This is a genomic window from Spirosoma oryzicola (genome assembly GCF_021233055.1).
Classification (GTDB): domain Bacteria; phylum Bacteroidota; class Bacteroidia; order Cytophagales; family Spirosomataceae; genus Spirosoma; species Spirosoma oryzicola.
The window spans coordinates 5,117,425-5,139,306 of sequence record NZ_CP089538.1; the positions used below are offsets into that span (position 1 = coordinate 5,117,425).

Annotated in this window: 24 protein-coding genes; 12 read left to right on the top strand and 12 right to left on the bottom strand. The window is 51.1% G+C overall.

The window, feature by feature from the left end; genetic code table 11:
• Positions 1-116: 116 nt before the first annotated feature.
• Positions 117-356, top strand: a complete 240-nt coding sequence (locus LQ777_RS21575) for a hypothetical protein (protein WP_232560007.1) — start codon at positions 117-119, stop codon at positions 354-356.
• 66 nt (positions 357-422) lie between these two features.
• Positions 423-2,105, top strand: coding sequence for a gliding motility-associated ABC transporter substrate-binding protein GldG (gldG, locus tag LQ777_RS21580; protein ID WP_232560008.1), 1,683 nt, complete (start codon positions 423-425; stop codon positions 2,103-2,105).
• Between the two features lie 2 nt (positions 2,106-2,107).
• On the opposite strand, the gene LQ777_RS21585 is transcribed toward gldG, so the two are convergent.
• Positions 2,108-3,787 carry a complex I subunit 4 family protein gene (locus LQ777_RS21585; RefSeq protein ID WP_232560009.1) on the bottom strand — a complete coding sequence of 560 codons (1,680 nt, stop codon included), beginning with the start codon at positions 3,785-3,787 and terminating at the stop codon, positions 2,108-2,110.
• A 70-nt stretch (positions 3,788-3,857) separates the two neighbouring features.
• A complete protein-coding gene (locus tag LQ777_RS21590) occupies positions 3,858-5,765 on the bottom strand; it encodes an NADH-quinone oxidoreductase subunit 5 family protein (protein ID WP_232560010.1) in 1,908 nt (635 codons plus the stop codon).
• 180 nt (positions 5,766-5,945) lie between these two features.
• Between LQ777_RS21590 and LQ777_RS21595 the strand changes: the two genes are divergently transcribed.
• Complete coding sequence (locus LQ777_RS21595) at positions 5,946-6,809, top strand: class I SAM-dependent methyltransferase (RefSeq protein WP_232560011.1); 864 nt, start codon at positions 5,946-5,948, stop codon at positions 6,807-6,809.
• A gap of 6 nt (positions 6,810-6,815) precedes the next feature.
• On the opposite strand, the gene LQ777_RS21600 is transcribed toward LQ777_RS21595, so the two are convergent.
• The 8 genes from LQ777_RS21600 to LQ777_RS21635 all read right to left on the bottom strand — a co-directional run bounded on the left by LQ777_RS21600 (position 6,816) and on the right by LQ777_RS21635 (position 12,592).
• On the bottom strand, positions 6,816-7,427 hold the full coding sequence (locus LQ777_RS21600) for a 2OG-Fe(II) oxygenase (RefSeq protein ID WP_232560012.1): 612 nt from the start codon (positions 7,425-7,427) through the stop codon (positions 6,816-6,818).
• Positions 7,424-7,735, bottom strand: coding sequence for an NADH-quinone oxidoreductase subunit NuoK (nuoK, locus tag LQ777_RS21605; protein WP_232560013.1), 312 nt, complete (start codon positions 7,733-7,735; stop codon positions 7,424-7,426). Before nuoK ends, LQ777_RS21600 begins: the two co-directional genes overlap by 4 nt.
• A 117-nt stretch (positions 7,736-7,852) precedes the next feature.
• Positions 7,853-8,725, bottom strand: coding sequence for a hydroxypyruvate isomerase family protein (locus LQ777_RS21610; RefSeq protein ID WP_232560014.1), 873 nt, complete (start codon positions 8,723-8,725; stop codon positions 7,853-7,855).
• A 57-nt stretch (positions 8,726-8,782) separates the two neighbouring features.
• Positions 8,783-9,484, bottom strand: coding sequence for a 3-keto-disaccharide hydrolase (locus LQ777_RS21615; protein WP_232560015.1), 702 nt, complete (start codon positions 9,482-9,484; stop codon positions 8,783-8,785).
• A gap of 108 nt (positions 9,485-9,592) precedes the next feature.
• A complete protein-coding gene (galU, locus tag LQ777_RS21620) occupies positions 9,593-10,459 on the bottom strand; it encodes a UTP--glucose-1-phosphate uridylyltransferase GalU (protein WP_232560016.1) in 867 nt (288 codons plus the stop codon).
• Between the two features lie 81 nt (positions 10,460-10,540).
• The gene (locus LQ777_RS21625; RefSeq protein ID WP_232562892.1) at positions 10,541-11,536 is read right to left on the bottom strand and encodes a mevalonate kinase family protein; all 996 of its coding nucleotides are present in this window, start codon (positions 11,534-11,536) and stop codon (positions 10,541-10,543) included.
• Positions 11,537-11,697: 161 nt separating this feature from the next.
• Positions 11,698-12,174: a hypothetical protein gene (locus LQ777_RS21630; protein WP_232560017.1), complete on the bottom strand. Its 477-nt coding sequence runs from the start codon at positions 12,172-12,174 to the stop codon at positions 11,698-11,700.
• A gap of 55 nt (positions 12,175-12,229) precedes the next feature.
• Complete coding sequence (locus LQ777_RS21635) at positions 12,230-12,592, bottom strand: XRE family transcriptional regulator (RefSeq protein WP_232560018.1); 363 nt, start codon at positions 12,590-12,592, stop codon at positions 12,230-12,232.
• 244 nt (positions 12,593-12,836) lie between these two features.
• On the opposite strand from LQ777_RS21635, the gene LQ777_RS21640 reads away from it, so the two are divergent.
• The 5 genes from LQ777_RS21640 to LQ777_RS21660 all read left to right on the top strand — a co-directional run bounded on the left by LQ777_RS21640 (position 12,837) and on the right by LQ777_RS21660 (position 17,092).
• Positions 12,837-13,484: a hypothetical protein gene (locus tag LQ777_RS21640; protein WP_232560019.1), complete on the top strand. Its 648-nt coding sequence runs from the start codon at positions 12,837-12,839 to the stop codon at positions 13,482-13,484.
• A gap of 73 nt (positions 13,485-13,557) precedes the next feature.
• Entirely contained in the window at positions 13,558-14,355 is a 798-nt protein-coding gene (locus LQ777_RS21645; RefSeq protein WP_232560020.1) for a PD-(D/E)XK nuclease-like domain-containing protein, read from the top strand.
• Between the two features lie 56 nt (positions 14,356-14,411).
• On the top strand, positions 14,412-14,759 hold the full coding sequence (locus LQ777_RS21650; protein WP_232560021.1) for a hypothetical protein: 348 nt from the start codon (positions 14,412-14,414) through the stop codon (positions 14,757-14,759).
• 174 nt (positions 14,760-14,933) lie between these two features.
• Positions 14,934-15,713, top strand: a complete 780-nt coding sequence (locus LQ777_RS21655; protein ID WP_232560022.1) for a pentapeptide repeat-containing protein — start codon at positions 14,934-14,936, stop codon at positions 15,711-15,713.
• A 161-nt stretch (positions 15,714-15,874) separates the two neighbouring features.
• Positions 15,875-17,092 (top strand): DUF748 domain-containing protein, encoded by a 1,218-nt coding sequence (locus LQ777_RS21660; protein WP_232560023.1) that lies wholly within the window; start codon positions 15,875-15,877, stop codon positions 17,090-17,092.
• Positions 17,093-17,161: 69 nt separating this feature from the next.
• Here LQ777_RS21660 and LQ777_RS21665 read toward each other — a convergent pair whose 3' ends face one another.
• Positions 17,162-17,566, bottom strand: a complete 405-nt coding sequence (locus LQ777_RS21665) for a hypothetical protein (RefSeq protein WP_232560024.1) — start codon at positions 17,564-17,566, stop codon at positions 17,162-17,164.
• A gap of 157 nt (positions 17,567-17,723) precedes the next feature.
• On the opposite strand from LQ777_RS21665, the gene LQ777_RS21670 reads away from it, so the two are divergent.
• On the top strand, positions 17,724-19,316 hold the full coding sequence (locus LQ777_RS21670) for an MFS transporter (RefSeq protein ID WP_232560025.1): 1,593 nt from the start codon (positions 17,724-17,726) through the stop codon (positions 19,314-19,316).
• A 10-nt stretch (positions 19,317-19,326) separates the two neighbouring features.
• Here the strand turns inward: LQ777_RS21670 and LQ777_RS21675 are convergent, their stop codons facing one another.
• Entirely contained in the window at positions 19,327-19,623 is a 297-nt protein-coding gene (locus LQ777_RS21675; RefSeq protein ID WP_232560026.1) for a hypothetical protein, read from the bottom strand.
• A gap of 225 nt (positions 19,624-19,848) precedes the next feature.
• On the opposite strand from LQ777_RS21675, the gene LQ777_RS21680 reads away from it, so the two are divergent.
• From LQ777_RS21680 to LQ777_RS21690, 3 genes are all read left to right on the top strand, one after another.
• Entirely contained in the window at positions 19,849-20,445 is a 597-nt protein-coding gene (locus tag LQ777_RS21680) for an RNA polymerase sigma factor (protein WP_232560027.1), read from the top strand.
• A 27-nt stretch (positions 20,446-20,472) separates the two neighbouring features.
• On the top strand, positions 20,473-20,904 hold the full coding sequence (locus tag LQ777_RS21685; protein WP_232560028.1) for a hypothetical protein: 432 nt from the start codon (positions 20,473-20,475) through the stop codon (positions 20,902-20,904).
• A 163-nt stretch (positions 20,905-21,067) separates the two neighbouring features.
• A complete protein-coding gene (locus LQ777_RS21690; protein WP_232560029.1) occupies positions 21,068-21,766 on the top strand; it encodes a porin family protein in 699 nt (232 codons plus the stop codon).
• The last annotated feature ends 116 nt before the right edge of the window (positions 21,767-21,882 follow it).

Below are 21,882 nucleotides of genomic sequence, written 5' to 3' on the forward strand. Positions count from 1 at the left end.
TCATTCGCCAATACGGAGCGATTGAAAAAAGGGTTGCGTCGAGGCAGAAAAATAAATGTCGTTACTTCATTTTTTACCTATTTTGATGTAAAATTGACCGTAAATCATCTCTCATTATGACTGACCACGAGCGAATTGATGAACTAGAACGGCAGGTCGCTTTTCTCCAGGCCCAGCAGGAAACGCATATTACCCGACTGAATCAGGTGCTTTCACGGCTGACGTTTCTGGAAGCAAGACAATACCGGCTAATGAGAGAGTTGGGGATTACGCCTACAATGCTCGACAACACGTCTACGGCTCAGATGGACGCCCAGGAAATCCTACGCACCCTCCCGACCAATCGACTGAATTAACGTTTACCTTCTATCGGCACGCCCAGCTAAAGAATTTATAGGGCCCGTTGCTCGTTATAGCACCGTATGAAATCCGCTTCTTTGCGCACGCTTCTTATTATTGCGGCCCTCGTCGCTGTTAATATCTTATCGGCATTCGTTTTTTTTCGGCTCGATCTAACTCAGGAAAAACGGTATACCCTATCCGAGGCCACCCAGAGTCTGCTGGCTGACCTGCCCGATGATGTGCATGTCGATGTGTACCTGACGGGTGATTTACCACCGGCATTCAAACGACTCGAAAATGCAATTCGCGAAACGCTGGACGAATTTCAGGCGCAGCGCGGATTGGCTGACAACGGTAGTAAAATCACGTATCGCCTGATCGACCCGGATCAACTTACCAACGTTGATGCGAAAAATAAACTTATTGACAAGCTTCAACAACGGGGTTTGTTGCCGACCAATTTGGTAGCTAACGAAGGCGGAAAGCGGACCGAAAAACTTATTTTTCCGGGTGTTATCATCTCGTACAAAGGCAAGGAAACCGGTGTGTTGTTGCTGAAAGGAAACAAAGCCGCGTCGAAAGAAGAACAGCTGAATCAGTCGTACGAAGGCGTTGAATTTCAACTGGCGTCGGCTATTCGGAAGCTGACTCAGACCAAAGAAAATCGTCGGCGCGTGGGTTTACTGTACGGGCATACGCAGGTCCCTCCTTCCCGCTTTGCCGACCTGCTGGCATCGGTCCAGGAGAATTACGACCTCTTTTTTATCGACATGACCAAACCGGGCCCAATCGAGGGTCTGGATGCGGTACTGGTGCCAAAACCGGACCGTCCTTTTTCGGAAGACGAAATCTTCAAGCTCGACCAGTATGTCGTCAAAGGAGGACGCGCTTTGTTTTTCGTGGACGGTCAGCGGGTAGACAGTGTAAGCAACGAAGGCACCTACGCCCAGCCAATAAACCTCGGCCTCGACGACCTGTTTTTTCGGTGGGGCGTTCGTCTTAATCGGGATGTGGTCAAAGATTTTTATTGCGCCCCGATTCCGCTTAACGTGGGCAACATGGGCGATAAGCCAAACATCCAACTGGTTCCCTGGCGGTTCTACCCGTTGCTCAATAACTTCGGAACGAGCGGCAATCCCATCGTACGGAACCTCGACGCAGTATTGGGCCGGTTTGTGAGCACGCTAGACACCGTACGGGCAGCTGGTATTCAGAAAACCCCGCTCCTGCTGACTTCACAATACACCAAAGTCTTAAAAACGCCGACGCTGATCTCGTACACCGAAGCACGGCAGCAACCCGACCCCAAAACCTACAACGATGGCGTACGCATTGTCGGCTGTCTGCTCGAAGGCAAGTTTCAGTCGCTGTTTACCAATCGCATTTTGCCGGGCGATCCGCGCGCGAATGGTTTTCAGGCTTCGGGTCAGGCTTCGCGGGTGCTGGTCTGCTCAGACGGTGATTTGATTGTCAACGATGTTGATTTTAAACGAAACGTACCTTACCCGTTAGGTTTCGACCGCTACACGCGCAACACGTTCGCCAATAAAGATTTTGCCTTGAATGCGATTGATTACTTGGTCGATCCAAACGGCGTTATTGCGGCCCGCGCCCGCACCGTAACGCTTCGCCCCCTGGACAAAATTCGCGTCGATGAAAACCGTACGGGCTGGCAGGCCCTAAACCTGTTGGGTCCTTTGGCGTTGGTTGGACTGGTAGGCGTTGTTTGGCAGGTGGTAAGGAAGCGTAGATACGGACAGTAAGGTTACTCAACGGCAAATTTCACCAGCCACTGCGCTACCGTAGCGCCACTGAGATCGAAAACCAGATTGGGAAATAACCCCAAGATCAGCGCCATTACCCCCAGCGGAACCAGCATCAGTTTTTCGCGGGCCGTCAGATCAGCAAGTACAGCGGTGCCATCGTGGTGATTATCAAAAGGGCGTACCCAGGTCGGGCCGAAAAACATGCGTTGCAGCGTCCAGAGAAAATAAGCAGCCGCCAGCAGGATACCCGTAGCCGCAACGGCGGTCAACCAACCAGGCAACCACTCGGACTGGAAACTTCCCATCAGCGTAAACAACTCACCCACAAAGCCCGAGAAGCCTGGCAAACCCAACGAACCGAAAAAGGCCACGGCGGTCAAAACGGTGTACTGCGGCATCGGCTGAATCAGGCCCCGGTAGGAGTCGATGCGTCGGTCGTGCGTGCGGTCGTAAAGCACTCCCACAATCAGGAAAAGCATAGCCGACAAAACACCATGACTGACCATCTGGTAAATCGCCCCATTGATCCCTTCGGCGGTCAGGGAAGCCACACCCAGCAGCACAAAACCCATGTGCGATACGGACGAGTAGGCAATTAATTTCTTTACATCCGACTGAGCCAGGGCATTTAATCCACCGTAGACGATAGAAAGCGTACCTAAACCAGCCAACGTTTGGGCGTATTCGGCGGCCCCATCCGGAAAAAAGCTCCAGGCGATCCGCAGAAACCCGTAGCCTCCAATTTTAAGCAACACGCCCGCCAGTACCACCGATACGGGTGTAGGTGCTTCTACGTGCGCATCGGGCAGCCACGTGTGAACGGGTACAATGGGTAGCTTGATAGCAAAGCCAATGAATATCGCCCAGAATGCCAGCATCCGGGCTGGCAAGCCCAGGACGATTGGCTCGGCTGCCGGATTCAGAAACGCATCCGGTAAGTAATTACCCCCATCGGCCAGAAAACGCATGTCGAACGTGTGTACGATCTGCGCCGGATTTACCTGTCCATTTTGCAGGTACGTCTGCATAGCCCGGATAACTTCGTCCGTTGCAGCAGAAGCGTCAGGGACCAGACCGGCAGCAACCGCCGTGCTAACCGGGTCCATGACCGAGAGGTACAACCCGATCATCACCAGCAAGATCAGCAGTGAGCCGAGCAACGTGTAGAGAAAAAATTTGATCGACGCGTACTCCCGACGCGGCCCGCCCCACAGGCCAATGAGGAAATACATGGGCAGGAGCATGAATTCGAAGAACAGGAAAAAAAGAAAGAAATCGAGCGCCAGAAAGCACCCCATGATCGTACCCGTCAGCAGCAGATAAAGCGCATAGTACGCTTTCAACCGATGCGTTATGTTCCAGGATGCAACAACACCGATAACCATGACCACCGCCGATAAGACAACCAGAGGCAGACTAAACCCATCAACGCCTACCAGATAATCGATGGACGCAATACCCAGATTGCCAAGCGATAGCGTAATCCAATCCGCTTTTTCCAACAGCTGATAACCGGCACTGGCGCGATCGAAAGCGGCATAAGCGAAACCCGCCAGCACCAGATCAGCGAGGGTAACCACCAAAGCAATCCATCGAAAATACGCTTTTTGACTTTCGGGTAGCGTCGCTACCAGCAAGGACCCAGCTAACGGAAGAAAAATAAGTAACGAAAGAACCATACTGAACACGGATCGAACCGTGATTTATATCATCAATTGCGGCTTGTAACCGCCAAGCGGAATTTCCGCCTTATAAAAGCCACCAAAGCAATACCAATAAGCCAACGACTGCCGCCGTGATGTACGACTGCACTCGCCCATTCTGGATGGAACGCGTTAACCGCCCGAATTGACCCGCTACCCAGGCCGCACCGTTGACGATTCCATCAACCCCGAAGCGATCAACGACATGCGTAAGCTGCGCCAGTACGACCGTTGTTACACCCGCGCCGTTGACAACCCCATCGATCACTCGCTGATCAGTTCGGTTCAACAGCAATGCCAGCCTATGGAACGGATTGATAATGACGTACTGATAAATCGTATCCAGAAAACCGTATTCCAGCGAAAGGCGAACGTAACTCCGCAACCGATTCGGCTCACGCATTCGGAAGCCAATCCAGCCACCAGCCAGTACCAGGGCGATGGATAGCGGAGCCAGCCACCAGATACCCGCTTCCTCGGCTACGGATATAAGCTTGAAAAACCAGCCTGAATGACCCGAAAACGGATTAAGCGAAAACCAGAACCACAGCGATAAACCCGTCAGCAGTACGATTGGACCGCGCATCAGCCAGTCAGGTTCGTGGACATGGGCCAGCGGTCCCGAGTCGCTGCGGTAATCGCCGAAAAAGATCATCCGCCACTGCCGCACCATGTACAAAGCCGTTAAGCCCGACGAGCCGATTAACAGCACAGGCACCAGATAAGCCAGACCACTCCCCTGTTCGTGTGCCCAATGAACAGCTCCGCCTAGAATGGCTTCTTTGGACAAGAACCCGGAGAAAAACGGTAATCCCGCCAGTGCTGCGACGCAAATACTGTACGCGATGAAGGTGACGGGTATCATTTTTCGCAGACCACCCATCTGCCGCATGTCCTGTGTATCAACGGCGTGGATTACCGCGCCCGCACTCAGAAATAACCCGGCTTTGAAAAACGCGTGCGTCAGCAGGTGAAACATAGCGCCACCAACGTTGCCCGTGCCCATACCAGCCACCATCAGACCCAGCTGTGAGACCGTCGAGAAAGCCAGTACTTTTTTAATATCGGTCTGAAAAACGGCTGAATATCCGCCCCAGATGGTCGTCATTGTTCCAACTAACGCGATGACAACCAACGCATCGGGTGACAGCAGTGGGTGAATACGGGCGAGCAGGAAAATCCCGGCGGCAACCATTGTCGCGGCATGGAGCAAAGCCGATACCGGTGTTGGACCTTCCATCGCGTCCGGCAACCAGGTCAGCAGCGGAAATTGGGCCGATTTACCAACGCAGCCCATAAATAGGCACAGACCTATAGCGGTTGGTAGCGTAGCCGGTAGGTTATCCGTCGTCAGGGCGCTGAATTCAAGCGTATCGAAGTAGTAATAGGTCAGAAAAATACCGAGTAGAAAACCGATGTCGCCCACCCGATTCATCAGGAACGCTTTTTTTGCTGCTTGTGATGCAGCAGGCCGTTCCGTGTAAAAACCGATCAGCAGGTACGAAGCCAGACCCACCAGTTCCCAGAACGCGTACATAACCAGCAGATTACCCGCCAGAACAATCCCTAGCATGGCTCCCACAAACAATTGCAGATACGCAAAATAGCGGGCTAGCTTGGGTTCGTCGTGGAGATACGAAAGCGAATAAATCTGTACGAGTAAGGCCACAAAATGAACCAGTACGAGCATCAGCCCGCTCAGCGCATCCAGGCGAAAACTCAGACCGAATGATACGCCCGATATAGTTGCCCAATCGGACCGGAGCGTCAAGGCTTGTTCGGGTATACCTGCCGTCAACAACACCGACCCCATTAACCCCAGGCCAGTCAACAGAATAGCCAGTTTTCCCGCTGTAGACCGGTTAGCGTTCATCAACGCTACGAACCCCGCGAAGGGTAATCCCAGCAAAGCAATCATCAACGGGGAAACGAATAGAGAAACGTCGTCAGGCATTTAGAATCAATCTGAATTGGCCGCAAATATCCCCATTCTACCGTAGGGAAACAAACGCTTCTAAATTCAAATGCGGAAGCTTTTTGATAGCTTTGGCAGAAACTTGTCAACCCGCCGTCGCCTTATCGTTCCGATTCGCTGCTTTCTGGCAAAGAAACAGCTGTCAGGAATAACTTATCCATGAGTATTCAGTCCGTTGTTTACCGCATTAGTCCGCCATTTTTCCGCAAGCGCATCAAGCAAACCTACTACGCTGGCCGACGCTTTTTTACCGAGCGTATTATCGAGCCTACCGAAGTAATCGTTGGCTTACGGGATAAATTAACGCCACCACGGTCAAAAATCTTTGTGGGCGACGGTGATTTTAAAGCAATCGGTGAAACCTTCCGGCAGTATTTTATCGATTTCTGCCAGCTACAGCCCGATCATGCCGTTCTCGACGTGGGTTGCGGCATCGGTCGAATGGCGGTTCCGCTCACCAGCTATTTATCAGCAGACGGTTCGTACGAAGGCTTCGATCCTGTAGCCGATGGGATACATTGGTGTCAACAGCACATTACGCCCCGCTTTCCCAATTTTCAGTTTCGTCAGGTTAATCTGTTCAATGGCTTTTACAACCCTGCGGGACAGGATCAGGCCATAACGTATCGATTTCCGTACAATGACGACCAGTTTGACACGGTAGTTGTGGTTGGCGTTTTTACCCACATGACGATTAACGAAATTTCTACCTATCTGGGCGAAATAAAGCGGGTTCTCAAGCCGGGTGGCCGCTGTCTTACGTCGTTTTTTCTGCTCGACAACGAATCGCGTCGGCTCATGGTTGAACCGGGCAGCGCCTTCAACTTTCAGTATCCGTTCGAAGGGCGCTGGGCGTTCGATCCGCACAACCCAAACACCGGCTCGGCACACGACGAAACAGAACTGCTCCGCGTCATGGCCACGCACGGGTTGCCGATTCAACGTCCGATTCGTTACGGCTCGTGGAGTGGTCGTCAGCCAGCCACGTCTTTCCTCGACATCATTATTCTCGAAAAGCCGTAAAAGTAACTAGGCTGTTTTTAACCAGCCCGTCACGCTGAGTCGTTCGCGGGTAGCGGGCCGCACTTCGTGTTCAAGCCGACCGCTCTCGAAACAAACCAGCCGACCGCCGAGGGGTTGAACAGTTATTTCACGTTCGGCATTCGGGGCGCTTTCGTCGGGCAGGAACAGCGCCAGTTGCCCACCGTCGGTTTCCTGCCAGTCTTCGTTCAGGTAACAGATTACCGACAGTTTCCGACGCGAATCACTGCGAAACTGGTCGAGGTGGCGTTTGTAGAAGGTTCCCGGCGGATACAGCGCGTAGTGAAATTCGTAATCGCGCAGACCCAGGTAACAGGTTTGGTTTAAGTAGTCGACAAAATCACCGATTCGTTGCAGAAAAGCCGCTTCTTCGGGGGTTGCCGAAGTGTCGTCAATCCACAAAATCTCATCGCCCCGAATGGTATTTTCGATGGTTACCTGCTGATTGCCGATGCCAGCCGCTTTAAACTGGCCCGCTGCCCGACGTTCGCGGAGTCGCTTTGCCAGAGCGGTTACTTCATCAGCAGTCAAAAAATGGTCAACGGTGCCGTAGCCTTCGTTGAGAATACCGTCGATAATCGGTTCAAATAAAGGATTCATTGCTTCAGTTCATTCAGCTCATCGAGTTGAGCCGTACGGAAATGGCGATAGACTTGCAGGACGATTGCCAGCGCCACCGCCGATTCAGCTGCCGCTACCACCATCACAAACAGGCTTAACATCTGCCCCTGCAAGCGGTCGGGATCGTACTGGCTAAACGCGACCAGGTTAATATTAACGGCGTTGAGCATCAGTTCGATACCCATCAGCACAACAATGGCGTGCCGTTTCAGCAATACCACGGCCAGACCGATGGCAAACAATGCAGCGCCAACAAGCAGAAATAAATGACTATTAACCGGTTCCACGGGCAGACAAACGTAACGGGTGACTAGATAAAACAGTAATTGAGGTGAGCGGGCATTTGGTTCCAGACTTGGCCAACCAAATGCACCACTCACCTCAATTCGCTTCTTTTTCGATCATTAAACGTCACACAACACCACGGCTTCCCGCAGGCTCGTCAGCGGATCACGCTTCGGAATAAACTCCTGCGCTACGTAGCCTTTGAAACCTGTATCGACAATGGCCTTCATAACGGCAGGGTAGTAAATTTCCTGCGTTTCGTCGAGCTCATTGCGACCGGGATTACCGCCCGTGTGGTAGTGACCAATGTACTTGCTGCTCTCCCGGATTGTGCGGATGATATCGCCTTCCATGATCTGCATGTGGTAGATATCGTACAGCAGTTTGAAGTTTTCCGAGCCTACCCGCTTGCACAGCTCGACGCCCCAGGCCGTATGATCCGCCATGTAATCTTTATGATCAACTTTGCTGTTCAGCAGCTCCATGATCATCGTGATACCATGCTTCTCCGCGCTAGGCATCAGGCGCTTCAGTCCGACTGCGCAATTTTCGAGCCCTTCTTCGTTGCTCATTCCACGGCGGTTACCCGAAAAGCAAATGACGGTGTTTAGTCCGGCTTCTTTCAGCTTCGGAAAGATCGCTTCGTAGCTGGCGACCAGCTCGTCGTGGAACTTGGGGTTGTTGAACCCATCCGCAATTCCTTTACCTGCGCCCTGCGGCAAAGCCGATGTCAGACCGTGCTTTTTCAGCACAGGCCATTCTTCGGGGCCCGTCAGGTCGATGGATTTGATGCCCATCTCTTTGGCGGCTTTGCACAGATCGTCCAGCGGAATTTTGCTGTAGCACCACCGGCACACCGAATGGTTGATCCGGCCTTTCAATTTAAGCGCTGTTATTTCGGGTTGGGTCGCGGAAGTAGCGAACGAATCGGTTAGAGACAGCGAAACTGCACTGCCAGTTAAGGTTTTTAGGGCCGCTCGGCGGGAGGTCATACAAGTAGTAAGTTTGTAGTTTCCGCCTGTAGTCAGCCACAGGCGGAAACCGTTTTTTTAAAGTTCGCGAATTCGGATGTTGCGGAACCACACCTTGTTGCCGTGATCCTGCAAGGCGATGTGACCGGTTGAATATTTACCAAAGCCTTCCCACCCCTTGAATTTACTTTCCGATACCATTTTATCCCACTCGGGGCCGCTGGTCGGATACTCCGCCGTTTTCTTTCCGTTCAAATACTGTTCGGCTTTACCATTGTGCACGATCAGCCGAGCTTTGTTCCACTCACCAGCGGGTTTAGCGGTATTCATGGTAATGGGCTTTTGCAGATCGTAAAGCGCACCGGCGGTCCGGTTTCCATCCCGGCCTTGCTTGGCATCGGGGTGACGTTCGTTGTCAAGCACCTGCATTTCGGGACCGGTACGGTAGGTAGCCTTAAATTGGGGATCTTCGTGAACGTGGTAGATAACGCCACTGTTACCGCCTTCTTCGATTTTCCATTCTAGTTCCAGCTCGAAGTCGCCATACTCTTTGTCGGTAACGAGATCACCGGCTCTACCTTCTTTGAGGTGGATTGCGCCATCGTCAACCACCCATTTGTCCGAAGCCGGTTCGCCAGCTTTCAGGTACGTATGCCACCCTTTGAGGTCTTTGCCGTCAAAAAGGCTTTCCCATTTTCCTTTTTTTGGAAGATTGTCCGCCTGCACGTTGACAGTTAGCGCGAGGGCCAGCAGCCCAACAGATAAACGCAGAAACTTCATAATCGATGAATTATTAAGATTTTACTCAAACACAGTAGGAACGAACGGAATGGTACCGTTTGGTATGACACTGCTGCTTATAAAAGCGGCACCCTGGTAAAAAATACCTCATTCTTTCCGAACAATCTCTTCCAGAAACGCCCGGAACTTATCGGCAAATTCGGGCCGCTTCAGGGCAAACTCAACAGTCGTTTTTAGAAAATCGAGCTTATTGCCAATGTCGTGACGCTTTCCTTCGATGCGGTGTGCGTACAGGTTTTCCCGCTTGAGTAGCAGCAGCAGGGCATCGGTGAGCTGAATTTCGTTGTTTTTACCAACCTGGGTGTGCTCCAGCATGGTAAAAATTTCTGGTGTCAGCACGTACCGACCCGCAATGGCCAGATTTGACGGGGCTTCGCTCAGGGACGGTTTTTCGACCAGCGTTTCCAGCTCCAGAATTCGGTCGCTCAGCGATTTACCGCCAACGATGCCATAGCGGTTTACTTTATCGTGGGGGACTTCCTCCACAGCAATGACCGAGCCACCATATTGGGCGTACGTGTCGATCAGCTGCTGCGTAACCGGAATGACCGAGTCCATGATCGTGTCACCGAGCAACACGGCAAATGGCTCATTACCAACGTGGTGCTTGGCATAACAGATCGCATCGCCCAGGCCATTGAGCTCCCGCTGACGAACGTAGTGCAGATTAGCCATGTCCGACAATCGGCGCATCTCGTCCAGCAACAACTGATCTTCTTTTTCTTCGAGCCGGGCTTCGAGTTCGAAATTGCGGTCGAAGTGATCTTCAATCGCCCGTTTGCCTTTGCCGGTGATGATCAGAATATCTTCGATACCCGAATCGACCGCTTCCTGCACGACGTACTGAATCGTAGGCCGGTCAATAATCGGCAACATTTCTTTAGGCTGGGCTTTGGTAGCCGGTAGAAACCGGGTTCCGAGTCCGGCGGCAGGAATAACAGCTTTTTTAATCATGGGCTTTATTGAGAGCAGGAGTTGACAGGATGCAGGGATAGCCGGGAACAGCTTTTATCAGTGCTATCCTTACTATCCCCGTTAGACAACGTAAGGCTTTATAACGCGGGCATTTATTTTTTTGAGTTCGACAAAAAGTCGGTTAAGCATCGCATCGTCGCGGTAGAGACCAATGATAGAACCACCCGACCCCGTGAAGGAAGCCGACGCTCCGCAAGCGCGGGCGGCTTCGATCAGGCTTCGGTTCCGCTCGCTGATGGTATAAATCTGGGCGCGCAGATCGAAATTGCGGTTGACCAGTTCGTTCAGTAGTTTGATATCCTGCCGGACCAACGCTTCACGCCCTTCACGGGCAACATCGGCAATGGCGTTCATCGTCTCGACGACAAGCGGTTCCCCTTTGAGCCAGCGCGACCGCACATCGTTGTGCACCCGTCCCGACTGCTTACCCAAATCGGTATTGTAGGCAATGTACAGTTTGGGTAGGAGTTGCGGCTCAATGGACTCGTATTTCCCGTGTCCCTGACGCTCCATGATTTCCTGGTTAAAATCCATGTACACGCACCCTTCGTAGCACTGGATCACCCGGTCCTGCAAACCCGCTGTAATGCCCAGTTCCTCGGATTCGGTAGCTAACACCAGGTTAGGCAGAACGGCCAACGGAATCTCGACATCGTAGAACTGCATCAGCGCCCGGAACGTAGCGACAATGATGGCGCTTGAACCAGACAGGCCAACCTGACGTGGAATGGAGGTGCTGTACCGAATCGAAAAGTTCTGGTTGGGTAGCCGGATGTGCTGGGTTTCGCAGTATTCCCCAAATTTTTTGATAGCCGCTTTCAGCAACGGAACACCGCCGTGATAGCCCAGCATACTGACAGCATCGCGCAGGTGATGCAAACTCCGAAAAACGTTCGTATCCTGCGGCTGGGCCTCTATGATGAGTTCCGGCGATTCGTAAAGCGTTACGGATGCCCCAAAATTTCGGACACTAATAGCGATGGTTTTACCAAAGAAGCCATCAGACGGGTTACCAAGCAGACCCGCCCGGGCGTAGGCACGGGTTTCGATAAGCAAGACTATGGAGCGGACAGGCAGTCCGGCGACTGAGTGATTAACGGGCAAGTTTACGAAAGAATCCTGTTCCGACCGGTGCCCGTTGCCGCAGATCGCCAATAAAAAGAGCGACCGGGTTTTGCCCAGCCGCTCCATAAACTCATTACTGAGTAGGGTATGTTCTATTGTGAATTCGATTTGTCCTTACCGTCGTACCCAACATTGTGCGGGTCGTACCCTTCGTTCGGATTATCTCCTTCTTCAAGGTAAGTCGCATCAGACCGATGGAACAAGGCGTCATCAGATGGGTTTTCGGCAACTTCGCTTAGTTTTGCCGCAGCCTCATCGCTCATCATGCGACCTTTGGGCTGGCCCGAATCGTTTACCGAACCGGGTTCTACGTCCCATTCCTGGTGGGTACCGTATTCTTCCCCTTTCGGTTCGCCTACGCGACCTACGCCCGTGTTGCTTTCACGAGAGTCACGGGTCATCTCCATGTTGCCCGTTTCCATATCGGCTCCGGACGTTGCATTGCTATACTGATTGGTACCAACGCCTTCCGATTCACGACCGAAATCGGAATCGCCATGTTGGTTTGGATCTTGCGAATAAAATTCAGGGTCAACTTTATCGGGATCGAATGGTGATGTCGTAGCCATAACGTTAGGTGTTTTCAACCTATAACCCTAAACAGGGGCGGGTTGTTTGGCAAGGTTACTTCTTCAATGCCATTAATTCGGCCATCAGCTGATCGTTGGTCTGCTGCAACAAAGCCATCCGTTCATTCAGTTGAAAAAGCAGAAACTCAACATTCCGTAACCGTTCCTCCGTGGTAACAGCTGCCGAGGGCGAGTTAAGGGTTTTAAACATGATGCCTTCACCCCGCAGCAGCCAGTCGCCATTGACCTGTGGATAGGCAATCAGTATTTTTTCGAGCGTATCGTAGCGCGGTTTCAGGCGACCGTGCAAAATGTGGTATACTTTTTCGCCACGATGCTCACCCAGTTGCCGGGCAAATTCGAGAACGCTGATATCCAGCGCGTCGATTAGCTGCTGTAAACGAAGATGAATGGTCATAGAAAAAGCCAGACTTTACATAAAGGTATGTAAAAAACCCGCTCAACAACCAAGTCGAAGCAAGCGCTAAAAACAAGGCTTGAAAAGGCTAAAATACGCGTTTTTAAGCCTTACAAAATACTTACAAAATGGGTTTGGTTTTTACGCAAAACTGTGTAACTTTAAGTCAGTAAACACGACCCTTAAAAAGGCAAAAGGGACCGCAACATGGGCCCCCTGCTTGAACAGTAAACAACAAATACTAATGAACACACAAAACAAAAGCCAAATCGAGACAATTCAAAGCGGTAATGCTTCCATTATTCAGGAAATCACAAATGAAGTCGTGAATAATGGGCCTGTCCGCCGGTACAAATATCTGGAAGGACACCCGCGCCAGTACCGCTTCGATGCGAAAGAAGGTGTGTTCAACATCAACGGAAGCGAGAAATTGGGTCGTACCTTAACGTTTCAACCCATCGCCTGGCGCATCTTCACGGATAATATCCTCAACATGGGTACCAAGAACTGGGCGGAGCTTTTTTTTATCGACGATAAAAACTGTGTATCAGCCATTCTTTTCCATGGCTACTCAGTCGATAACATTTTCCGGCTTATCGAACCACTCTATTACGACGATCTGACCTTGGCCGATGTCGTAATTACAGCTGTGGCCGAAAAGAAAGAGAACAATAAGATTCAACCAAAAGGCGTCTATTACATTTCGACTTTCTCCTATAAGATGGGTGACGTTGAGAAGACGACGCAATTGAAACAGTTTGCGCAGGAGGTAAAAATCTTCCGTCAGGAAACGCTGACCGACATTGCCAACATCAAAACGGCGATGAATTACTACAACCCGTTTGCAAACCTTACTGAAGAGCCAGAGCTGTTGTCAGCTGGACAATTGTAAGATTGGTAGCCTAAAGTGACCCTCGATGAAATGTTTATCGAGGGTCTTACTCAACAAACCACTCCATTTCCGCATGACTTCTCAACAATTGATACATAGTCACCAGCGACTGCTCAGTCCTGGTGATGATTATCGGGCGCTGACGCGTGTATCGAATTCAGACCTGACGCGGCTCAAAGAAGAACATTTGGGTTACTGGTCGGTTCCGTCGGCGCGATTTATTCCCGAAAAAACAAAAGCGTTCGGGCGAGCCTTTCACCAACACCTGCTGGAACCCGAAACGATCGGTACGGTTATCGGGCAACTGCTCCCGGACATGGCGGATTCATTGACCGCAACTCAGGACGCCTTGGCTCCGGCTCAAACCGAGCAGCTCCACACGCTGATGCGGACCATCAGGCAGGATGCTTTTTGTCGGCGCTACCTGCGCCAGTCCGAGCGCGAACGAGTCGTGCTTTTTACCGAGCCGACTACTGGGGTTGCTTGCAAGGCGCGGCTGGATATGGTGTATACAAGCCCCAAACGCCGGAACGCGCTGATCGTTGACATAAAAACGACCTCGGCTCGTACGCAGGCTCAATTTCTGGAATCGTGCTATACCTACGATTACGACCGGCAGGCCGCCTTTTACGTGGATAGCCTGCGGCACGCCGACGGTGCCGAGTGGGCTTCTACCCGGCAGTTCAAGTTCGTGTTTATCGGCGTGATGAAACAACGGCCTCATCGGCTGTTTGCCATCGATGCCACGTCTATTCCCGGATTTATGGATTATGGCCGTAAAAAGTATCGCTTCTGGCTCCGCAAGTGGCGCGAAGAGCGCGAAACCAGCCAATCATTAGCCCCGTCCCCATCCTGGAGTATAAGTGCATAGCAGGTTCGTAGTTTCTGTATCAATTGGATTCTATGAACCCAAACTAATCAACTGTTATGAACGCTTCTATTATCACCCTGACGCCCAGTCCGCTCAATTTTGATTGGGGAACCGACGGATTAGTGCTGTGGATCGAGGAACTGGATAGTATAGACACCCTGGCCAGCCAGATGAGCGAGGTTATGGATCGAATTGCGTTTGCGATTGAACTCCAAACCGGCTGGGACCACCGCACGGATAGCGACACGCTTCATCCGCTTTACGGCTACCGACTTTTGTTGCGCGACGCGTCGGGCCGCTGGAATGCCATCCGGACGGACGAAACCGGTCATTTTGCCGGGTTGATTCCGCTCGAAGAAATGGATTACGAAATTGCTTACGAAAAAGTCATGTGGCTCGAGTAAGCCCAACCCTACTATTATCTACATCAGCCGCCGGGATTCGTTCCGGCGGTTTTGTTTTGCCAGGTTTCCGAAATTGTCGAGCGTAGCGAAAGATAATCGCCTGATTTTTGACAAGCCACGCAACCTTCCGGTCATGGTCTGCATCTTTATCCAAACAACACAAGCAGAAGCACCATGAAAAAACTAGTCACATCAACCTTTCTTTTCCTTATCGCATTAGCACCCACACTGGCCCAGACGACGGTTGATGCCCGTGATATCATCGCCAAGATCAATCGGAAAGAAGCTGTTTCGTACCAGAACGCAACGATCACCGGCGACCTCGACCTCACGAACTTGGCCAACCGCAAAGAAGTGCGGGAAGGTAGCTGGAAAGGCGAATCACGCGAGTATCTGAGCGTAGTCGAAGCTCCCATCTCTTTCAAAAACTGCGTCTTTAAAGGTAAATTTCTCGCTTACCGCACTGACGCATCCGAAGAACGACGGGTGATCAGCATAAGCAACACGGTTTACAACGCCGATTTTACGGAAGCCGTGACCGTTCAAAATTGCACGTTTGAGGACGACGCTACGTTCAAATACTCAAATTTCGGGCAGCGGGCGCTCTTTACCGACAACACCTTTCGCGAAATCGCTTTGTTCAAATACGCTAAATTCCACAATGATGCTGATTTTAGTGGCTCTAGCTTCCGTGGATACGCCGATTTTAAATACACTAACTTCAACGAATCGTCTGCTTTCCAGAAGGTAGCGTTCGACAATTACGCTGACTTTAAATACACGAAGTTTGACGAAAGAGTCAACTTCCAACAAGCTCGGTTCAGCCGCATGGCTGATTTCAAATACACCCACTTACCACGCGGCACCAACTTCGACGATGCTCGTTTCGAAGGAGGGACTGATTTCAAATACACTACACTAGACGGACGGAAATTCTCACCAAGCCGACGCTAAAACACCATTACCGAGCGGCCAAACCCGGCAATTGACCAGCGGATTTACGTTCGCATTGGGTCAACTGCCGGGTTTACCTTTTACTTAATTAACCCGTCATTCCGCTAACCAATTAGTGAGGTTACTCGTTTATCAAGACGTTACACCAATCACGCAATGTTTTGAAACGAACAACAAAATTTCTGATTGCGCTTGTTGTCCTCCTCATAATCGCCCGGATTCTACTGCCTTATTTTGTGCTGCGGTATGTCAACAAAACGCTGGCCGACATGGGCGACTATACCGGTCATGTTGACGATATTGACATTCAACTGATCCGGGGCGCTTACCAAATCGACGATTTACGCGTCCGTAAGATTAACGGAAAAATTAAAGAACCCTTTCTGTACATTCCCAAAACGGACCTTTCCGTTGAATGGAAATCTTTGTTTAAGGGGCGGTTGGTGAGTGAGGTCGAATGTTACCAGCCAGAACTCAATTTTGCCTTTAGCGAAAGCGAATCCAGCAGTCAGACCGGTGCCGAAGTGGACTGGACGGCTTATCTGAAAAAGCTGTTACCGATCAACATCAACCGCTTTGCCGTTATCGATGGGACAATCAATCTAACCAGCCTGATTACCCAGCCCCGCGCCGACCTTTCCCTTAAACAATTTCAGGGCGAGATCCGCAACATCCGTAACGTCGAAGATAAAGACAAAAAGCTTCCCTCGCCGGTGGTGGCTACGGGTAACGTGCCGGGCTACGGTGGAACAATGGCGTTCAACGCCGACATGAACCTGCTGAAAGTTACGCCGGATTTTGATTACCATCTCAAGTTCAACGAGTTACAGTTGGTAAAACTGAATCCACTCGCTCGTGAATACGCCAACATCGATTTTGAGCGTGGAACGCTGAGTGTATACAGTGAGATGGCGATGTACAACAGCAAGCTCAATGGCTACCTCAAGCCGCTTACCAAAAACATGAAAATCTTCAAGCTCAATGAGCATGAAGGGCGGTCGGTCGGCAAGTTTTTTACGGAGCTTATTGCGCAGGCTGGTACGGCTATTCTAAAAAATCAGAAGCACGATCAGGTAGCGACCCGTATTCCACTAACCGGTACAATCGAAAACGTTGAAACGCCCATCTGGCCCACCGTCTTCGGCGTATTACGAAACGCGTACATTCAAGCTTTCCGGGGCGAGTTCGACAACAATGTCACCCTACAAGACGCGCTGAAAACGTTTAAAGACGATTACAAAGCCAAGCGGGAAGCCCGGAAAGCCGAACGAAAAAAAGTGCGGGCCGAGCGAAAGGAAGAGCGCAAGGAAAAACGAGAAGAACGCAAACAAGCACGTCAGAAAAAGCGCGAAGAACGAAAGCGCGAGAAAGATAAGTAGTCTTCTCTGAACTACTAATCAAGCCAAAAAAGTAGCGCATTTGTCCGACAAATGCGCTACTTTTTCTTTTTATGGCTTCCGCTTGTTCATGGTATCGGGCCGGGCACCGGATGCCGTCCGACGTGGCGTGTACTTAGGCTGTGTTCGTTCTTTTCCAGCGCCCGTTTTCGCTTGCTTGTAGCTGGGAAGCGCGTTGTCTTTGCTCTCCAGGTTGTCTTTCATTGACGGCGCTGGTATTTTTTTGTTCGGCGAGCGCCGGGCGGCATCAGCCGCTGTGGCAGTCGCTGATGCGCTTTTCGTTGTTGTTGATTTGGAGGACGTTCCAGCCGATGCCGCCGTTTGCTTGTTCGATTTGTTACCCGACGCTGCCGAGGTTGATGCCGGTTTTGGCGAGCTTGTTTGTCCGGTTTGTGGTGGTGTCTGGGCCAGAGCTGTGGCCGTTATCAGTAAGGCACCGATCATTAACTTAATCATAACGTTTTTCTGGTTTGTCACAAAAGGACTAGATAACGAGGAATTTTGTTTGAACCCATCGTCTATTTGCCTCTTTCGACACACTTTGTTGAGGATAGCAGCCAAGGATTAACAAAACAGCGAATTTTCGGTAATTGATTTATACCGTTTTGCGATTATGACTACCTCAGCTCCCGTTCAGACCCGTTCGCCTTTACAAAACCCGCTTTTTCGAACGCTATGGATTGCTTCTATGGTATCAAATATCGGTACGTGGGTTCAGAATACAGGCGGTTCGTGGCTGATGACTAACCTGACGACGTCATCGACACTGGTTGCCCTGATGCAGACCGCCACTACCCTGCCGGTGCTTTTTGCCGCGCTACCTGCGGGAACACTGGCCGATTTTTTCAACAAGCGCAGTCTGCTCATCGGATCGGTTATCTTTCAGATTATTGTCGGCATCGCGTTGACGGTACTTACGTATTACAACCTCGTCGGACCAAGCTTTTTATTGTTTTTCACGTTTCTGCTCGGGCTTGGCAACGCCAGTTTTAATCCCGTCTGGCAGTCCTTAACCCCCGAAATCGTTGGTCGTGATGCCTTACCGTCGGCGGTTGCGCTGAACGGGGCACTTACGAACGTGTCCCGATCCGTTGGTCCAGCTATCGGCGGACTCCTGGTTGCGCAGACAGGCTACTACGCAGTGTTTGCTACCAACGCGCTGTCATCGGTATACATGCTGATTGTACTAATTCGATGGCGTACCGACGCAACTATCGAAAACAAACAGGTTGGCGGAAACGTCTGGTCAGCACTCGGGGCCGGAATCCGATACGCCCGGTATTCAGAACCATTGCGCGGTGTACTGGCCCACGCGTTGCTTTTTGTCAGTTTTGCTAGTTGCATCTGGGCGTTGCTTCCCCTGATCGCCCGGCAGCAGCTTCACTTTCAGGCCAGTGGCTACGGTTCCTTGCTCGGCATGATGGGTGCGGGTTCGATCACAGGCGTTTTTCTCTTATCGCGGCTTCGGCAGCGGTTCAACCTCGATACGTTATTATTGGCCGGGGGCTTGGGTTTCGCCTGCATATTGGCCGTAATTGGTTTCTTACCGCAGGCTTATCTGGTGATGCCGTTGCTGTATGTCGCGGGCTTTTGCTGGCTTATTGTCCTTACGTCGCTTAACATCAGTGCGCAGTATTCAGCGCCGACTTGGGTAAAAGCACGCGTGCTGGCTATCTACCTGCTGGTATTTCAGGGCGGAATGGCCATCTTCAGCTTTCTCTGGGGGGCTCTCAATCACCTGTTGCCGTTATCCTACACGCTGGCAACGGCGGGTGTTGGACTCGTGGGTGGCTCGCTGCTGGCTTATCGTTACAAACTCCATCCCATCAGTGAGATCAACCATCAGCCTGCTCTGGCCTGGCCCGACCCGGAAGTTATTGTCGATCTGCAACCCTCCGACGGTCCCGTACTCGTCACGATTGATTACACGGTGGAGACAAGAAATCACCACGAGTTTTTAACGGCTATGCAGCAGATAGGCCGGACCCGTCTACGGGATGGAGCCTTGGAATGGGACGTTTATCAGGATTTAAGCAACCCTAGCCACTTCATTGAAACGTTTCAGGTAGGATCGTGGGCGGAGCACTTGCAACAGCATCAGCACCTTTCGCAGCACGATTACCACATTCTACAAAGCATAAAGCCACTGATCAACGGTCAGCCCGTTGTTCATCACCTGCTTCACCAAAGAGCGCCAGTCCGGTAGTTGGTTGCGCCTATCGAAGTGTATCAACCCGGGTAGCTCCTCCCCGCCGAAGTGAATCGGGCCGTAAGCGACGTTGCTTGCGATCAGGACGTGTCCGGTTTTTGGGTAACGCAGTATCCATTGCTTTATCCAGCGCTTTCCGCTCCTGAGCGCCGTTGGTTTTCATCATCGGCTTTGGCGGATTAGCGCGTCGGCTGTCTTCCGTTGAGGTTGTTTGCTGCATGGTTGGGGCCTGATTGCTTTGGGCGTAGCCGTTGACCGTTAGTCCAATGCAAAACAGGCTGGCAATACATACGATCCGTTTCATGGCGTTGAGTATTTGTGTATACACTCAACGAATGCGACGTACAGAAGGTTATTTCTTACAATCAATTCGAAACCGTTCCGCTGCGTCACTTTATTAAGACGGCTTCGATCGAGTCGCTGTTTTGACGTTAGCGTAAAAAATTACTGGTTACTACGTTGTCTATTCACCGGTTTCTTATGGAATTTGATGCGTTACTTCATCTAGAAAGTAAGTAAGCAGGAACGTATGTTTTTAAAACGGTTTCGGAAACCCAAACTCACCACCGACGCGGAATACATTTCCGCTTACCGTGCTACGGGCAATTTGGCCGTTCTGGGCGAACTCTATGAGCGACACATGGAGTTGGTATACGCAGTTTGCTACAACTACCTGCGCGACGAAGAGGAAGCGAAAGACGCCGTGATGCAGCTTTTTGAACAACTGGTCTCGGATCTGCGAAAACACGATGTGCAACAGTTCCAGTCCTGGCTGCACAGCGTTGCCCGAAACTACTGCCTGATGCAGTTACGCAAAAAGCAAGCATCTCCCAAAGCGGTACAACTGACAGGACTGGCATCCGACGCCGAAACCGACGACTACGTCAATACGGCCCTGATTGCGGACGAGTTGGATAACCGGACGCTTGATCTCGAAGAAGATCTGACCCGCATGGAGGCTTGTCTACAAACACTACCGACCGAACAGCGTTCGTGTCTAACCTTATTTTATTTAAACCAAAAAAGTTATGCCGAAGTCGCTGACATAACGGGCTTTGACTTAAAGCAAGTGAAAAGTTATTTGCAAAACGGCCGTCGAATGCTGAAACTTTGTATGAGCAAATGACTCGGACGGCATGTCTGCATTATGATTATGAATGACCAATTGAGTTTTGACGATTTGCGCGCTTATCAGGCCGGTCGGCTGAGTGGTCCGGCACAGCACCGGGTTGAGCGGATAATCCTGGAAGATCCTTTCTACGCCGATGCGCTGGCGGGACTGGAAGCGATGCAGCAAACAGCAACGCCTACAGCCGAACAACTGGCCAGTTTGCGGGATGCGCTTCAGGATCGTATCCATGAGTCGGCGACCAAAAAGCGGCTCTGGCCCCTGTGGATTGCCACAACAACAGCTGCTATCCTGTTCATGCTGGCGATGGCTATCTACTTCATCTTTTTTGTTGCGAAGCACCCCGCCAGATCAAAATCCGTAACCAAACACAGAACTACTTTACGCATCGAGACAACCCGCTCGATGAATCAACCCACGGCTCTTGTTCGCCGTCAAAATGAATTAAACGGATAGTCAACGAGCCTTCAATCGCCATTGTCAATGGTGGAGGTGTACTGAAAAAAAGGTAGCTGTTCAAGCGATACAGTTAAACCGCAACATAAGAAGTAGGGTAGTAGAGTAAAACATTTCGGAAACGCCGAGCGTTAACCCCGCGTAACCACATATTTTACAGTCTATGTTTCGCTCAATTACGCTACGTTCTCTAGCCATTCCATGCGTAGCCCTTTTAACTTGCTTATCAACTACTTACGCACAGCAACGTTTTAGTGCAGGACCACGTGTTGGCTTGAATTTGTCCACATTACGGGGCGACGTACAAAATTTCAAGTTAACGCCGGGTCTAACGGCGGGCGCTTTCCTAATGTATAGCTCCCTGAACCATTTCGGTGTCTCTGCTGATGTGTTGTACTCCCAGCGTGGGGGCAAATTTGAAGGAAACACCAATGGTGTACCTGAAGAATTTAAGCACCGAATCAATTACTTAGAAATTCCGGTGGCGCTGCGGTACTTCTTGACGCTGGATGGCAATTTTAGACCAAACCTATTTTTTGGTCCCTCGTTAGCGATACCACTGAGCGCGCAAACCGTCAAGCAAAAGACCAACGGTGCTGCTCAGCCTGATGTAGACAATTCCGCTGCGTTCAAAAACCTTGATCTTGGCCTTCTCGCTGGTTTTCAGCTGAATTTTCCGGGATGGGGTGAACGGCAACGGTTCCTGATTGACGCTCGTTACACATTTGGTCTTGCCGACATAACGAGACAGCCTATCCGGGGTGGAACTGGCCAGCAGAACGTTTACAACTCAACCATCACCTTGACGCTGGGCTACGGTTTTGGCGTAGGACCTGAATACCGGAGCCGCTACCGTCGGTAGTCGCCCGCACAAAATCTTTTGAAAATCCTCATCAGTCGATGAGGATTTTTTTATGCCCTTTTCAGCATAAAGCAGGTGGGGTTAGTACGGGTTGCCACCATCCGCTTAATATAATT